Origin of the sequence: Celeribacter baekdonensis (assembly GCF_003047105.1) — a bacterium.
Taxonomy (GTDB): Bacteria; Pseudomonadota; Alphaproteobacteria; order Rhodobacterales; family Rhodobacteraceae; genus Celeribacter; species Celeribacter baekdonensis_B.
In genome coordinates, this window is the sequence record NZ_CP028474.1 from 96,244 (window position 1) to 110,432 (window position 14,189).

Consider the following 14,189-nt stretch of genomic DNA (forward strand, 5'->3'; position numbering starts at 1 on the left):
GAAATGAACATTGGTGATGTTGCCGAGCGGTCAGGAGTGCCGGCCAAGACCATTCGCTACTATGAGGATATCGGTCTAGTAACACCTTTGCGCGCTGCAAACGGGTATCGAAGCTTCAGAGAGATCGATTTTCATAAGCTGGCATTCATCGGACGAGCGCGAGCCTTGGGATTTACAATCGAAGACTGCCGTACGCTTTTGGCGCTCTATAACGATGACAATCGAGAAAGTGCGCAGGTAAAGGCCGTCGCAGAGGTGCACCTGCGCCAGATTGATGAAAAGATCTCTAAACTCATGTCGATGAAAGAAACTCTTTCGTCTCTCGTGCACCAGTGTGCTGGCGATCACCGACCGGATTGTCCAATTCTTGCGGATCTTTCTGTCGTAGACGACGCAACTTTCTCATGATCTCCGACGACGAATGAAATCGCGCGCCCTGCGAGACAGGGCGCGCGACCTGTAGTTACTGCACCAGCTCTGTAATAGTCAGCTTGCCATTCACACGGTCGGCAACGAAGTTGATCTGTGCGCCTTCACTCAGCCCTTCCAGCATCGCGGGATCGGCGAGAACGAAGACCATTTTCATTGCTGGCATGTCGAGGTTTTCCAGCGGGCCATGGTCGACAGTAATCTTGTTCCACTTGGCATCGATCTTGGTCACCGTGCCCGAGGACATGGCACTATCGCTAGCAGCAATTGCAGTTCCAGCGGTCATCAGAAGGGCAGCGGCGAGCGTCAAAAATTTGGTCATGATTGGTTTCCTTTGATTTGAGATCAGTTGACAGTAAGGGCGCCGTGCATGCCGCCTTCATAGTGGCCGGGCAGCAGGCAGGCGAATTCGAAGTTGCCGGCCTTGTTGAAAGTCCAAAGGATCTCCGCCTCTTCACCTGGTTCAAGGCGCACAGCGTTAGGGTCGTCATGTTCCATCTCAGGGAACTTGGCCATCAGCTCTTTGTGTTCAGCGTTTTGTGCCATCGAATCCATCACGAACTCGTGGGTTTCCTCACCCATGTTCGTGATGCGCAGGCGCACGGTTTCACCCTCAGAAAAAGTCATTTCCGAGGAGGGTTCGAAGACGAACGGTGCGTCCTTGTCGTAGTCCTCACGCATTATCACATCGATGGTTCGCGTGGGTTCATGGCCATGCATCGCAGGCATGCCGATGGCCATTTGACCGTTGCCGTGCCCGGCGTCCGCAATTGCGAGGGCGGGAATCAGGGCCAGCCCCAATGTCAAAAGTGCAGTTTTCATGAGCGTGTTTCTCCTGTGCTCTGGCATCAGCCCTGCCGCACGCCGCCGCGCGGCGTGATCACGGTTTTCGGACTGGTGTTGTATGCATGTTCGGGCAGCTCGCCCGTCCATTCGTAGGCCTGTGTTCCGGGCGGGTTGTCGTACCAGCCAGGATCGCTGTAATCGTCGCGGTCGATGCCCTCGCGAACCTTCACCACGCTAAACATGCCACCCATTTCCAATGGGCCATGCGGCCCCCATCCGGTCATCATCGGCACGGTGTTCTCGGGGATCTCCATCGACATCTCGCCCATATCCGCCATACCCGCCGTGCCCATCGGCATGTAGCCAGGCTGCTGGCGGCGGATCATTTGGGTCAGGCGGGACTTGTCGGCGCCAATAAATGTAGGGATGTCGTGGCCCATAGCATTCATGGTGTGGTGCGACTTGTGGCAGTGGATCGCCCAGTCACCTTCGTGAATCGCGTCGAACTCGTAGGCGCGCATGGCGCCTACAGGAATGTCGATCGAGACCTCGGGCCAACGGGCACTTTCCGGCACCCAGCCTCCGTCAGTACAGGTGACCTGAAAGTCATAGCCATGCATGTGAATTGGGTGGTTGGTCATCGTCAGGTTGCCACAACGCACACGGACGCGGTCCCCCTTGTTGACCACCAGAGGATCGATGTCCGGGAAGATCCGGCTGTTCCAGGTCCACATGTTGAAATTGGTCATCTCGGCCACGCGCGGGATGTAGGTCCCCGGGTCGATGTCATAGGCCGCAAGGAGGAACGCGAAATCCCGGTCCACCGGCATGAACGCCGTGTCGCGCGGATGCACGATGAAGAGCCCCATCATGCCCATGGCCATCTGTACCATCTCGTCCGCATGCGGGTGGTACATGAAGGTGCCGGACTTGATGAGGTCGAACTCGTAGACGAAGGTCTTACCCGGCGGGATGCCGGGATGCGACAAACCACCAACTCCATCCATTCCCGATGGCAGGATCAGTCCGTGCCAATGCACGCTGGTATGTTCCGGAAGACGGTTGGTTACGTAAATACGCACCCGCTCGCCTTCGACCGCTTCGATTGTGGGTCCGGTGGATTGGCCATTGTAGCCCCAGAGCCGCGCAATCATCCCGTCCGCCATAATCCTTTCAACAGGCTCTGCAACGAGGTGGAACTCCTTTACATCTCCGTTCATGCGATACGGCAAAGACCATCCGTTCAGTGTTACAACGGGGTTGTAGTCGAACCGATCCGAAGGCCTTGGGGGAACTTGTGTATAGGGGCTGTCGGTAAAGGCGGCCTCGGGCAGATCGCGAAAGCGTGTTTGCGCGGCCCCGGCGTTCGCCAGCACAGCTCCAGCGCTCGCGGTCAATCCCGCGCCCAGTAATTGACGACGGTTCATCATTCTTCGCTACCTCCGGTCAGAGTAATTGCCCCGCCCCAAATCGCCGCGGTCGCGTCTGTTTCGGCAAGCCAGTAGTCACGTTTCGCTTCTGCGGCAGAGAGGCGCGAAGCGAGCCCCTCCTGGGCATCAGCGATCAATTCAAAGGTCGAGGTCAGCATGCCGTTGTAGGACAGCAGCGCTTCGTCATCGATCTGGCGTCGCAGAGGCAAAACAGAGTCGCGCCAATGCCGCGCGATGCTATGGCGACCGGTGATGGCCCTATAGGCCATGCGTGCGTCCGAACGCGCATCGACGGCCTGCTGGGCCAGCCTGTTCGCTGCCTGCAGATAGGCCATGCGGCCACGCTTCGACACCAGCGGACCGGTGTCGTAGAGCGGGATCTCGAAATCTAGAGCAAGCGCTGGATTGGCCTCGGTTTCTCCGGCTGCACGTTCCAGGTCGAAACCAGCCACCAACTGGACGTCCGAGACCATACGGGTTTGCCCGGTCAGACGGTAGTCCAGCGCGAGCGCCTCGAGTTCCAGCTTTCCAGATGCCAGGTCTACGCGGTTTGCCAGTGCCAGCTGTTCGATATTTCCTGCAACGCGCGGGCCACCAGGCAAGGCGGGCAGCGAGTCCGGCACGAATACAGTGGTGTCGCTACCCCAAAGCCCCATCAGCCGAAGCAGTTTTTCTTTGGCCAATTGCGCCTCCAATTGGGCGGCTGCACGTTCGGCGGCAAGCTCAGCAGTAAAGGCATGCTCTCTTGCTTGATCGGCCTTGCTCATCGCGCCGGTACGGCCCAGTTGCACAGCAAGTTCGGACGCTGCCTCGGCAGTGCCCTGAGTTTGAGCGATCAGTGCAGCGGCTTCGAAAGCGCCAACCGCCTCAATCCAGGCCCGGCGGGTTTCAACGGCCAAGTCTATCGTGTCGGCGAGCGCAGCAAGTTCGGATTGTCTGAAGCGAATCTCCGCAAGTTGGGTCCGCGGTGCGGATGTTGCCACGTCGAGCAGGGAGTTGATTAATGTTGCCTCAAGTGTGCGAGTGACATCGCCAGCCAACCCGGAGATTGACACACCGATCGAGGGCACCGGCCCCATAGCCACTTCCCATAAGTCAGTTGAGGACAGACCTAGCTCAGCGAAGCTGGCTTGAAGTGCGGGACTGTTTATCAGGGCAACCTGCACTGCGGTGTCGGCGCTGACGGTCTTACCATGCACCATGGCGTGAACCCTCTTGCGCGTTTCCTCAAGGTCCGCGGCAGACAGGTTCCAGATCGGTGTGGCCCCTAGAGCCTGGCGTGCACCCGTCTCGACACTGCCAAAGCCCGCGCGATCTGGTTTTGCGCGCTCAAGAACGGCAGGACTGGCGCAGGCGGACACCAGCAACATGGACCCCATGAGAAGAGGCAGTTTCATTCGCCACCCTCCCGTTGTTCATCATTCAGCGTCCGCCATTCGGCCGGTTCTCCGACCGAGTAGCCCGCGTAAGCAACAACAGGCCCGGGTTGCGCAGACGCGACCACAGGCGATGTAACCGCCGCCGTAAGCGCTGGCACGGTTTCAAGTTCAGGAAGCGCCGAGCAGGCGGCCCCGAACAGCGGCAAGGATGCCGCAAGCAGAATTTTCACTTAGATTTCCTCGAAATGTCAGATGCAGATGGTCGCAGTCAAACTGCGGCTACAGGTGCATCAGGCGCGAGGAGGGCGCCGCAAACCTTCGGGTGTGGCCGAACGGACTAGGGACGCAATATCCCAGGACCGGAGGGAAACATTAGCGGACTGCTTTGTGCAACTTTCGGCACCTACGAAGTCTCCGACCACGCAGATATGTGACGCACAGTGGTCTGCTCCATGGTCGATATCTGCAGCCGGAATGTCCGTTTCATGATGGTGGCGCTCGTTTGAAGACTCCTGGGCGAGTTGTTCAACAGAGCACGAAACCATGGCTGATGCATTGGACGGCATCAGGGTCACTGCCACCAATATGGAGGCAATCTGGAGTATCCCAAAAAAGGCCCGAATCCTGTACATCATTTTTGAAGCTGTATTGCTGAAACAAAATGTCGGCAAGTCACCAAAACGTGTGGGCCAATTTTTCATACATTCTTCGTAGAAGTCTGAACAAACTGCTGAAATCCTAATCGATCAATGAATGTGCGAGCGCGGATGTCGCAAGCGGTGACGACATGATCGCCCGCTTGAAAAACATCATTGCGTTAGAGACTGACGGAGCGTTGGTCTAACGGTTGATTTCTACTGGCGGCACAAACCCGTAGTCGCTTACTCGAGAGCATTCAGGAACCTGGCGTAGTCATCACTGACCTCCCTCGCCTCAACAAAGGCGCGAGCGCGCTCGGCGTCGAGACAACGAAAGTAGTCCTGCACATCGGCAATGTAGGTCTCGAAATCGCTTCTGATCAGATCGGCGTAGGCACGCATGTCGTCTTGCGACTGAGGCAAGAACGGTCGTTCGGGAGGTACGCAATCTGCTGCCGCGGCTATCGGCATGCTTCCAAGCAGGAACGCGAACAGCAACGGTGCGTTGCGCGCAATAAACAGCCGCAGGGCAAAACTCCTTTGCCGCCTTTAAGATTATCATTCTGTCGGCTATCACCGTTATCGGAGCAAGGCGAACTTCGTCAACACGTTATTATTGTCTTGCTATCATTAATGTTGTTTTGTATCGCTCACGGTGTTGCGACCCCGTGGGCCTGATACTGCACCCAGGCAGAACAAGGACCCAAGGGAAGGCCATGATTGAAGAAGCCCCGAATGTGGTTACAGAAGACGGACTGCGCGGCTTGCTCGCCGAGGGCTACCTCATTGAGGTGGTCTGCAAGGAGAGAGCAGAGAAGCGCCATAACAGCTGGTACGGCTCGTGGGTCATCCGCGCCGTCGCCACTGATGAGCGTGACGATAAGATGCTCGTCACCAGCCGAAGCGTCCTCAAGCTCCGCGACTTCAAAACCATCGTTGGCCTTGTCAGTTTCCTGGCCGACATGGGCTGTACGACCGCTAGCATCCCACTTGAAGAAGGTGGCCGCGAGCGCCACGCCGCGCCTCCGGTCAAAGGCAGCTGACCGCGCGACTGCGCTCGTCGTTGCTTTGGGTACAGGCGTTTGTTCCGCGCCCCCGGCCCTGGCCGACGGTTTCATCTTTTCGGTTGGCCCAGACGGCCAATTGATTTCCTCTTCTCAAGAGGCAAACGGGCGCCTTTTTCTCTTCGCAGAACCTCGCGTTCCTGACGCAACGAGCGAGACAGCGATCCCGGCTCGATCCGCCGCCCGCGCCACCCCAGAAATCCTCCATGCGATCGAGACCACGGCTCTGCGGTATGCCGGGCATGGTGCGCTGCGTCGCGCAGGGCTTTCAGTCACTGATTGGGCGCTCCTTTACCGGGCCAATATCGAAGTCGAGAGCGCATACAATCCGGCTGCACGTAGCCCTGTCGGTGCCATAGGCCTTGGCCAGCTTATGCCGGATACCGCCCGCGACCTCGGCGTGGACCCACATGACATTGCGCAGAACCTCGACGGATCAGCCCGCTACTTGCTGATGATGCTCGACCAGTTCGGTGAGGGTTCTCTGGCCCTTGCCGCGTACAACGCTGGCCCTGAGGCGGTCACACGCCACGGCGGCATCCCCCCTTTTCGAGAAACCCAAGGGCATGTGGCCCGTGTGACTGCCGTGTTTGAGCGGCTCAGAGGAGATCTTTCATGACATCGAGGAAACGTCAAAGCGTGCTCCGCACGCGGGCGATCGTCGCGCTCGGCGCGACGGCCCTTATCGTGCTGGCGGGTCCAGCGCTTGCGCAAAGCATCGACCTCTCGCCGGTACAGACCCTGCTTCAAGGCATTGTCGATGCGATCACCGGTCCCTTGGGCATCGTGATTGGCACGCTCGCACTGATCGGTGTGTTTCTTTCCTGGCTCTTTGGCATCCTCGACTTTCGTCAGGCGCTTTGGGTCGTGGTTGCAATCGCGGGCATCGCCGCAGCACCCACCATCGTCGCCGCCATCTGGACCACCTGAGCAATCCCGGAGTTCTTGGCCATGGCTGACCAGTCCCGCGTGTTCATCGGCCTTCTCAGGCCACCCAAGCTGATGGGCTTGCCGATCATGTACGCCATGGTCTGGCTCTTCGGCTCGACGCTTCTGTTCCTCTGGGTGCAGAGCTGGGTGGTGGCTGTTTTCGCGGGGCTGGCCTGGCCGGCGCTCTGGAAGGCCGCGGACTGGGATCCGAACTTCCTCGATGTCCTGGTGATCACCCTGCAGGAAACCCCGCCCACGACGAACCGCAAGCTGCATGGAGGCGACAGCTATGCCCCGTGATGGAATTGCCGATGAGATTGAGAACGCCATCGATCCGCTGACCGCGCTACCCGCATGGGTCAAGGGCGAGAAGCGGCTCTCAATGATGCTGCCTTATGTGAGCCTCGTGAACGACCGAACGATCCGGACACGCGGCAACGAGCTGATGCAATGCATCCGGCTCGAGGGGGTGAACAGCACCACGAGCGAGGACGGGCATCTCGACCGGATCGGAGGGTTGCTGGCTGGCATCGTGGCGCAGGTCGGGACCGAGTTCTCATTCTACTTGCACAAGGTCTCGAAAGCGGTCGACGTGACCCTGCCGCCCGTTCCGGGCGAAGGGTTTGCGGCCGCCGTCGACAAACGATGGCACGCGCATCTCGGCCGCGCGAGTTTGCGCGACAAGACGCTGACTCTGACCGTGCTGAAGCGCCCCGAGGCGAGCAGCCGTCTGCCCTTCGGTCTGGGGGCGTCTCGCTCGCGACATGCGGCCGACACCACCCGCCGCTTGCGCAAGCTCGACGAGGTTGTGGGGTTTCTGCTGTCCTCCTTCGATGAGCTGAAGCCCCGCCCGCTGGCCGCCAGCAGCGGCGAGCTTCTGGGCTTCCTCGGTTCACTCAACACAGGCGAGGAGCACCCGCTCTTCCCCCGGTCGCGCCTCGGTGTGATCGCCGAGGACGTCGCAAATACCCGCGTCACCTTCCGCGGCACGACCATCGCACTCTCGGACGGTGCCGTCGGCGACAAGCTCGGGGCGATCTTTGCGGTGAAGAACTACCCCGCCAAGACCGATAGCCTGATGCTCGACGAGTTGAATCTGCCCGTCGACATGGTGGTCACGCACTCTTTTGTGCCGATCAACGCCAACATCATGGCGGGCCGGATCAAGCGGCAGCTGCGGCTCATGCAGGCGGCCAATGACGGGGCCGTCAGCCTCGCGCAGGAGTTGGAACTCGCCCAGGACGATCTGGAATCCAAACGCCTGATCTTCGGCGAGCACCACATGACCGTGGCCGTCTATGCCCGCACCCAGACGGCGCTTGACGATATCGCGGCCGAAATCCGCAACATCTCCGCCACTTCCGGGATCAACCTGATCTCGGAGGCCTTCGGGGCGCGGGCGCATTTCATGGCGCAGCATCCCGGGAACACAGGGGCGCGCAGCCGCAAGGCCGCAATCACGAACCACAACTTCACCGATCTCGCCACCTTTCACCGCACCCCGCTCGGAAAGACAGGTCGGGAAGTCCCCTGGGGCGTGCCGATCACGCTCTTTCCGACACCCGAGCGCAGTGGTTTTCGCTTCAACTTCCACGAACAGGGCGCGCCGGATCGCGAGCCCACGGGAGGCCACACGCTGATCCTCGGCCGTCCCGGCTCCGGCAAATCCGTCCTGGCGGCTTTCCTGATGACCATGGCACGGCGGGCAGGTGCGCGGGTCTTCGTATTCGACTATCGCGCGGGCATGGAGATGGCCGTCCGCGCGCTCGGCGGCAGCTATTCGACCGTGCGGGCGGGGCGCCCCACGGGCCTCAATCCGCTCCAGACCGAGATCGACATGCGGGGCCAGGCATGGCTTGCTGATTGGCTCGCGAGCCTCTTGGAGCGGCGCGATCGACCGCTAACCCCGGTTCAGACCAACCGATTGCAGGAAGTCGTGCGCCAGAACGCGAGCGCAGGACATGCGGGCCTACGAAACTGGTCGGATTTCGCCTCGCTGCTGGTCTCGACCGATGACGAGGGCGATCTCTTCGAGCGTATGCAGGAATGGACGGCCGAGGGTCGCTACGGCTGGATCTTCGGGGCCAATGCCGAGGACAGTTTCAGCATCGATGGAGACGTCGCGGGCTTTGACCTCACCGGCATCCTCGATTCCGAGAGCGAGCGGGAACGCATGGCGGTCCTGTCCTACCTCTTCCGCCGGGTCGAGCGGGTGATCGAGGACCGCAAGCCCACCATCATCGTCATCGACGAGGCATGGAAAGCCCTCGACAACGCCTACTTTGCGGAGCGCCTCAGCAACTGGCTGGTGACCGCCCGCAAGCAGAACGCCGTCGTCGTGATGATGACGCAATATGCCAGCCAGCTCGAGCGCACGCGCACCGGCAAGACCATCGTGGAAGCGGTGCCGACGCAGGTGCTCTTGCCCAACATTCGTGCTTCCGCCGCTGACTACGCGATGCTCGGCCTGACCGAGAAAGAGCTCGACGTGCTTCTGGGCGTCGGCTCGGCCTCGCGGCTCGCGCTTGTACGCGACGACCGTGGTTCCGTCGTGATCGATGCCGATCTCAGCGCGCTCGGCCCGCTCGTGACCATCCTTGGCGGAATGGAGAAGGGCGAAGCGCTTGTCGGCGCCGATTATCGCGAACGTCCTGATTTCTGGAGAGTGACATGACCCGTACCATCATTCGCAGCGTAGTGCTGCTCGGGCTCGGCCTGACCCTGACAGCCTGTGCGCAGCATAACCCCCCGCAAGCCAACTGCTTCAATTTTCGCGAGGCTCCTGCGCAGGCAGGAACCGCCACCGCCACGATCTCGACCATGGGGGCGGAGGTCACGCGCCGCGACAGTCCTTGCGATTTCGTCCTCTTGGGGGCGGGCGGCTGAGCCAATGCGGACCTGGCTACCTCTCTCGATGATCGGCTTTGCACTGGCAGGTCCCACGGCAGGGCCAGCGGTCGCCCAAGGCGTGCCGACCTTCGATCTGCGCCTCTTCGCAGAGCGGCAGGCCATCCTTGAGCAGACCGATCGGGACCTGGCACTGCAGCAGGTCCGGCTAAGCCGCGAGGAGGAACTGGCCGAAATCGAGCGCCAGCAACTCGCCTCCCTCGAAGGGCTGATGGATGCCATGTCGCTTGGCGCTGGAGACGTGGCCGGAACCGTGGCGGGGCTCGAGGCGGGGCAGGGGGCGGTAGACGACGTCGAAAGCGCGGCCGCCAGTCTTTATGCGCCCGAGGACACCAATCCAGCGGCAGCGCGGATGTTCGGCGATGCCAGGGAGGGGATCGAGGAGCTGATCATCCGCGCAGCACGCGACACCCATAGTCTGTCCGGGGTCGGCCGCGCAGGTCTTTCGCTCGTGCAATGGCGCTGTCTCTTGCAGGCGCTGATTTGGCAGGAGAGCCGCTTCCAGATCGGGGCACGCTCACCCGTAGGGGCCTTCGGACTTACCCAGATCATGCCCGGTACCGCGGGCGATCTCGGGATCTACCCGGCCTATTACGACGATCCCTATCTGCAGGTCACCGGCGGTGCGCGATACCTCGCACAAATGCTGAACATGTTCGATGGCAACATTATCCATGCGCTCGCCGCCTATAACGCCGGTCCTGGCAATGTGCAGGATTATGGCGGTGTGCCGCCTTTCGCGGAAACCCAGCACTATGTCGTGGTGATCCCGCAGCAGTACAACAGCTACCTCGCGGCCGTGGGCGGCATCGATGCGCTCGGCACCATCGATCCTGTGCTCCTCGCCAACGCGAGTTTCAGCCTCTCGGCCCACGGCGCAGGGGTCTATGGCGACTATTCGCTGGTCTCGGTCCGTGCCGCCGCCCTGCGGGTTCAGGACATCATCACCCGCATTGGTGAGACCGAGGATCTCCACGAGGCCATCGCGCTCAACACCTATGCCCGGGCCGAACTGGCCCGGCTGGTCGCAATCCGGACCCGGATCAAGGCCGCCCGAACCGAGCCACTCAGCGCCGAGCAGATCGCCTTGGCGGCAGCGCAAGCTGCCGAGCGGCAATACATGGATTTTAGTCAGGAGGATTTGCGTTGAACCTGCGCCTGCCCCGTTCCCTTTTCGCCGGTAGCATCGCTCTCGCGCTTGCCCTCAATGTTACCGGACCTGTCGCGGCACAGGGTGTGCCCACGGTGGACACTCAGAACATTGCCCAGGAAATCCGCCAGCTTCAGCAGATGCTGCAGGATTTCGGGATCCAGACCGATCTTCTGGACAATGCGTTGGAGCAACTGGACATGCTGCAAAGCCAACTCGATCAGCTGAACGAGATGTATGCCTCGCTCACCGGGCCGCGCAGCATCCTCGGACTTGCCATGGGCGGGGACCTCGATACCTTGCTTGAGGCCAACTTCGAAGACATCCCCGGCCTGATCCGAGGCATCCAGGCGGGCGATTGGAGCGCGCTCATCGGGCCCAATGCCGGGCCCATGCGCACGCAGATGGAACAGGCGCTGGCAAGCGCCGGGTTCGACGAGGATTCACTCCGCGAGATCGCCACCAGCGGCAATCCGGGCGCCGAAGGCGTGGCCACGCGGGCCACCACAGGTGCTGTGATGTCGGCGGCGGCGCAGAACAGCCACGCAGAGGCGGAACAGTCTCTCGAACGGGTGGAACGTCTGGTCGAGATGATCCCCGACATGGAGGATCTCAAAGCCTCGATGGATCATAACACACGCGTCACGGCGGAACTCGCCATCGCCATGACCCGGATGTGGGAGCTGGAAGCGATCCAAACCCTAGGCGCAGGCAATGCAGGCGTGGTCGACGCCGCCACGGTTGCCGAAGAACGCCGCTACATGGACTTCACCTTGCCGGATCTTGAGCCATGAGTGGGGCAGGGGTGATGACTGCGCGCGAGCTCGTGGAAGAGGAACTTGTCTACGGTGCCCTGCGCCGGGAACAGCTTTGGCGGATGATCGGCATTTCCGGGGCAGGCTTTGGCGTATTCGGCTGTTTGACGGCTGCGGCTGTCGCGCTGATGGTCGAGACGCCGCCTCCCGTGGTTGTGCCCTACGATCCCGCGACCGGGATGGCGCTCCCCAATGCCACGGTTGAAACCGTGTCGCTCGCCGAACGGCCTGCCGTGATCGAAGCGCAAATCTACCGCTACATTTTCGACCGCGAAACCTACAACCAGCTCGACAACGATCTTCGTGTCCGCCGTGTCCTGGCACAGTCTTCCGGATCGGCCGAGGCCAGCATGCGCGCGATGTGGACATCGGGGCAGGACAGCTATCCGCCGACGCGTTACGGGGCTGCGGCCGAGATGGCCGTTGAGATCGCATCGATCACCCTTATTGGCGATAACCGCGCCCAGGTGCGGCTCAGAAAGCGCCTGACCAGCCCTCAGGGGGTACAGGATGGATCGTTCACTGCCACGTTGATGTTCGAATTCCGGCCCGAGCGGACCCGAGCGATCGACGATGTTTGGCAAAACCCTTTCGGTTTCACCGTTACCCAATATGCCATCCGATCGGACCGTTCCGAATGACTCGCACTCCAATCTCTGCGCTGCTGGCCGCCAGTATTCTCGCGTTCGCGGGAACGACTGCTTTGGCCGAAACTACGCCCCGTCCAGGTTCTCATGACAATCGCGTGCGCGTCGCGACCTGGACTGAAGGCCAGGTTTACCGTGTCGTCACGACTCTGACCCGCGTCACCACAGTCGAATTCGGTGAGGGTGAAACCATCCGCTCGATCATCGCCGGCGATACGGTCGGGTTTCAATTCGACGGTGTCCCGGGTGGCCGTGCCTTCGCCATCAAGCCGACAGCATCTGGCGTCGCCACCAACATCACCGTCTACACCAACCGCCGCTCCTACTACTTCCATGTCGTCGAAGCCCGGGAGACGCCGCATTATGTCGTGCAGTTCCGCTATCCTGAAAACCGCGTGCAACCCACCAGGGCGGTTGCGGCCGATGCGCCGAACGCGAACTATGCGGTCAGCGCCCGAGAAGAGTTCACGCCGACGGCCATCTGGGATGATGGTACCTTCACGTATTTCCGGTTTGCACGGAACGCGCCGGTGCCCGCCATCTTCCGATATTCGAACGGCAGGGAACGCGCGGTAAACAGCCAGGCCTTGAGTGACGGCGTCATCCGCGTGTCCGGCGTCAACCGGCAATGGGTCCTTCGCCTTGGCGAAGAGGTGATTTGCGTCCAGGACGCAGGACAGGCCACATCATGACCGAAGGTACGGAAGACCTCGCCGCGCGCCTCGCGGCTCTCGAAGGTTCGACAGGCAAAGCGAAGGCAAACAAGCGGCCTGCACCGCTTGCCGCGATCCTTGGAGTCGTCGGCATCGCCGCAGCAGGTGGTCTGGCGTGGGCTGCCCTACAGCCGTCGGCAGAAGCACCAATGGCGACCGCCGCGCCGGAGGAGTTCCAGAGCAGCGGCCCCGGATTCGGAGATCTGGCGCCGATTTCTACCCCGGAGCCCAGCCAAGCCCCGCCTGCGGACACAGGTCCGAGCGAGTCTGAACTCGCGCTGATGGAAAGTCTTGCGACATTGAGAGCGGAACTCGAGGACCTGCGCGCAAGACCGGCCGAGGCCGCGGATAGCGGGGCGGAGCAGGCTATTGCGGACCTGACGGCGCAAATTGCCACCTTACAGGAAGCATCCGCCGAGGCTCAGCGTGCCCTCGAGCGGCAGCTGACCGAGCGGGACCGCGAATTGGATCAGCTCCGCATGGACTTGGAACTTGCACGGCTTGCACCACCAGAGCCGACCTCATTGGGACCAAGTGAAGAAGAATTGCGGCTGGCCGAACTCGAAAGGCGGCGCGCTGCTGAAGCTGAGGCCCGCGCAGAGCGTATCGCGTCTCCTATGATCGCATTCTCCGGGATGGGCGCGGGTGCGGATAGGGAGAACACGCTGGAAGCCGCACGTTTGAATGCAGATGAAGCCTTTGTTCGTTCGGGCGCACAACCTGCGCAGGTGACACGTGCCGAAGTGATCGCGAACCCATCGAACACGGTTGTTCAGGGCACCATGATTCAGGCTGTCACAGAGACGGCTCTCGACAGCACACTGCCCGGCGCGATCCGCGCCATCGTCTCGGAAGACGTCCATTCGTTCGATGGAACCCGTATCCTGATCCCGCGCGGCGCGCGGCTGATCGGGCGCTACCGCTCCGATGTCGCACTCGCCCAATCGCGCGTCATGGTGGCATGGGACCGGATCATCTTGCCCGACAATCAGACTGTGCAGATCAGCGCCTTCGGTGGAGACGAACTCGGCCGTACTGGCACCACCGGGTTTGTCGACACCCGTTTCGCGCAACGCTTCGGCTCCGCCGCGCTGATCTCCTTGATCGGCGCTCTGCCTGCGGCTGCAGCGGGTCAAATCGACAGCGAGGCGGCGGCCGATGTTGCGAGTGATGTCGGCACCGACCTGCGCGATAGCACGCAAAGCGTGATGCAGGACTATCTGGCGATCCGGCCAGTGCTACATGTCGACCAGGGTACACGGATCACGGTCATGGTTGATCGTGACCTCGAGATTTTCTGA

17 protein-coding genes are annotated in these 14,189 nt (G+C 61.2%); 12 read left to right on the plus strand and 5 right to left on the minus strand.

Annotation, left to right across the window (positions count from 1 at the left end; genetic code table 11):
* Nucleotides 1-3: 3 nt before the first annotated feature.
* Nucleotides 4-408, plus strand: coding sequence for a Cu(I)-responsive transcriptional regulator (gene cueR / locus DA792_RS03065; RefSeq protein ID WP_009573646.1), 405 nt, complete (start codon nt 4-6; stop codon nt 406-408).
* A gap of 55 nt (nt 409-463) precedes the next feature.
* Here cueR and DA792_RS03070 read toward each other — a convergent pair whose 3' ends face one another.
* The 5 genes from DA792_RS03070 to DA792_RS22400 form a co-directional block, all read right to left on the minus strand.
* Nucleotides 464-751, minus strand: coding sequence for a copper-binding protein (locus DA792_RS03070; protein ID WP_009574142.1), 288 nt, complete (start codon nt 749-751; stop codon nt 464-466).
* Between the two features lie 23 nt (nt 752-774).
* Nucleotides 775-1,251 carry a cupredoxin domain-containing protein gene (locus tag DA792_RS03075; protein WP_009574143.1) on the minus strand — a complete coding sequence of 159 codons (477 nt, stop codon included), beginning with the start codon at nt 1,249-1,251 and terminating at the stop codon, nt 775-777.
* A gap of 26 nt (nt 1,252-1,277) precedes the next feature.
* A complete protein-coding gene (locus DA792_RS03080) occupies nt 1,278-2,645 on the minus strand; it encodes a multicopper oxidase family protein (RefSeq protein WP_074646437.1) in 1,368 nt (455 codons plus the stop codon).
* Nucleotides 2,642-4,042, minus strand: a complete 1,401-nt coding sequence (locus DA792_RS03085; protein ID WP_043872337.1) for a TolC family protein — start codon at nt 4,040-4,042, stop codon at nt 2,642-2,644. The genes DA792_RS03080 and DA792_RS03085 overlap by 4 nt, the downstream gene beginning before the upstream one ends.
* 863 nt (nt 4,043-4,905) lie before the next feature.
* Nucleotides 4,906-5,064 (minus strand): hypothetical protein, encoded by a 159-nt coding sequence (locus DA792_RS22400; protein WP_169747690.1) that lies wholly within the window; start codon nt 5,062-5,064, stop codon nt 4,906-4,908.
* Between the two features lie 314 nt (nt 5,065-5,378).
* Here DA792_RS22400 and DA792_RS03095 point away from each other — a divergent pair, with 314 nt between their 5' ends.
* Genes DA792_RS03095 through DA792_RS03145 form a run of 11 tightly spaced genes read left to right on the plus strand, consistent with a single transcriptional unit; the run spans nt 5,379 to nt 14,189 of the window.
* Nucleotides 5,379-5,705 (plus strand): hypothetical protein, encoded by a 327-nt coding sequence (locus DA792_RS03095; RefSeq protein WP_009574148.1) that lies wholly within the window; start codon nt 5,379-5,381, stop codon nt 5,703-5,705.
* A complete protein-coding gene (locus DA792_RS03100; protein ID WP_043872336.1) occupies nt 5,662-6,345 on the plus strand; it encodes a lytic transglycosylase domain-containing protein in 684 nt (227 codons plus the stop codon). The genes DA792_RS03095 and DA792_RS03100 overlap by 44 nt, the downstream gene beginning before the upstream one ends.
* Entirely contained in the window at nt 6,342-6,656 is a 315-nt protein-coding gene (locus DA792_RS03105; RefSeq protein ID WP_043872335.1) for a TrbC/VirB2 family protein, read from the plus strand. Before DA792_RS03100 ends, DA792_RS03105 begins: the two co-directional genes overlap by 4 nt.
* 21 nt (nt 6,657-6,677) lie before the next feature.
* Entirely contained in the window at nt 6,678-6,956 is a 279-nt protein-coding gene (locus tag DA792_RS03110) for a type IV secretion system protein VirB3 (protein WP_009574151.1), read from the plus strand.
* Nucleotides 6,946-9,330 (plus strand): type IV secretion system protein B4, encoded by a 2,385-nt coding sequence (locus tag DA792_RS03115; RefSeq protein ID WP_107718037.1) that lies wholly within the window; start codon nt 6,946-6,948, stop codon nt 9,328-9,330. The genes DA792_RS03110 and DA792_RS03115 overlap by 11 nt, the downstream gene beginning before the upstream one ends.
* The gene (locus tag DA792_RS03120; RefSeq protein WP_043872333.1) at nt 9,327-9,542 is read left to right on the plus strand and encodes a hypothetical protein; all 216 of its coding nucleotides are present in this window, start codon (nt 9,327-9,329) and stop codon (nt 9,540-9,542) included. Before DA792_RS03115 ends, DA792_RS03120 begins: the two co-directional genes overlap by 4 nt.
* A 4-nt stretch (nt 9,543-9,546) precedes the next feature.
* A complete protein-coding gene (locus DA792_RS03125) occupies nt 9,547-10,713 on the plus strand; it encodes a lytic transglycosylase domain-containing protein (RefSeq protein ID WP_043872332.1) in 1,167 nt (388 codons plus the stop codon).
* Nucleotides 10,710-11,507, plus strand: coding sequence for a type IV secretion system protein (locus tag DA792_RS03130; RefSeq protein WP_028095516.1), 798 nt, complete (start codon nt 10,710-10,712; stop codon nt 11,505-11,507). Before DA792_RS03125 ends, DA792_RS03130 begins: the two co-directional genes overlap by 4 nt.
* 14 nt (nt 11,508-11,521) lie before the next feature.
* On the plus strand, nt 11,522-12,169 hold the full coding sequence (locus tag DA792_RS03135) for a virB8 family protein (protein WP_043872331.1): 648 nt from the start codon (nt 11,522-11,524) through the stop codon (nt 12,167-12,169).
* Entirely contained in the window at nt 12,166-12,867 is a 702-nt protein-coding gene (locus DA792_RS03140; RefSeq protein WP_009574160.1) for a TrbG/VirB9 family P-type conjugative transfer protein, read from the plus strand. The genes DA792_RS03135 and DA792_RS03140 overlap by 4 nt, the downstream gene beginning before the upstream one ends.
* A complete protein-coding gene (locus DA792_RS03145; protein ID WP_107718039.1) occupies nt 12,864-14,189 on the plus strand; it encodes a TrbI/VirB10 family protein in 1,326 nt (441 codons plus the stop codon). Before DA792_RS03140 ends, DA792_RS03145 begins: the two co-directional genes overlap by 4 nt.

Bases quoted from the DNA above. Each gene is read 5' to 3' on its own strand.
- DA792_RS03080 (WP_074646437.1), bottom strand. From the start codon at position 2,645: ATGATGAACCGTCGTCAATTACTGGGCGCGGGATTGACCGCGAGCGCT.
- DA792_RS03110 (WP_009574151.1), top strand. From the start codon at position 6,678: ATGGCTGACCAGTCCCGCGTGTTCATCGGCCTTCTCAGGCCACCCAAG.
- DA792_RS03140 (WP_009574160.1), top strand. From the start codon at position 12,166: ATGACTCGCACTCCAATCTCTGCGCTGCTGGCCGCCAGTATTCTCGCG.
- DA792_RS03070 (WP_009574142.1), bottom strand. From the start codon at position 751: ATGACCAAATTTTTGACGCTCGCCGCTGCCCTTCTGATGACCGCTGGA.
- DA792_RS03135 (WP_043872331.1), top strand. From the start codon at position 11,522: ATGACTGCGCGCGAGCTCGTGGAAGAGGAACTTGTCTACGGTGCCCTG.
- DA792_RS03120 (WP_043872333.1), top strand. From the start codon at position 9,327: ATGACCCGTACCATCATTCGCAGCGTAGTGCTGCTCGGGCTCGGCCTG.
- DA792_RS03115 (WP_107718037.1), top strand. From the start codon at position 6,946: ATGCCCCGTGATGGAATTGCCGATGAGATTGAGAACGCCATCGATCCG.
- DA792_RS03095 (WP_009574148.1), top strand. From the start codon at position 5,379: ATGATTGAAGAAGCCCCGAATGTGGTTACAGAAGACGGACTGCGCGGC.
- DA792_RS22400 (WP_169747690.1), bottom strand. From the start codon at position 5,064: ATGCGTGCCTACGCCGATCTGATCAGAAGCGATTTCGAGACCTACATT.
- DA792_RS03125 (WP_043872332.1), top strand. From the start codon at position 9,547: ATGCGGACCTGGCTACCTCTCTCGATGATCGGCTTTGCACTGGCAGGT.
- DA792_RS03145 (WP_107718039.1), top strand. From the start codon at position 12,864: ATGACCGAAGGTACGGAAGACCTCGCCGCGCGCCTCGCGGCTCTCGAA.
- cueR (WP_009573646.1), top strand. From the start codon at position 4: ATGAACATTGGTGATGTTGCCGAGCGGTCAGGAGTGCCGGCCAAGACC.
- DA792_RS03085 (WP_043872337.1), bottom strand. From the start codon at position 4,042: ATGAAACTGCCTCTTCTCATGGGGTCCATGTTGCTGGTGTCCGCCTGC.
- DA792_RS03075 (WP_009574143.1), bottom strand. From the start codon at position 1,251: ATGAAAACTGCACTTTTGACATTGGGGCTGGCCCTGATTCCCGCCCTC.
- DA792_RS03105 (WP_043872335.1), top strand. From the start codon at position 6,342: ATGACATCGAGGAAACGTCAAAGCGTGCTCCGCACGCGGGCGATCGTC.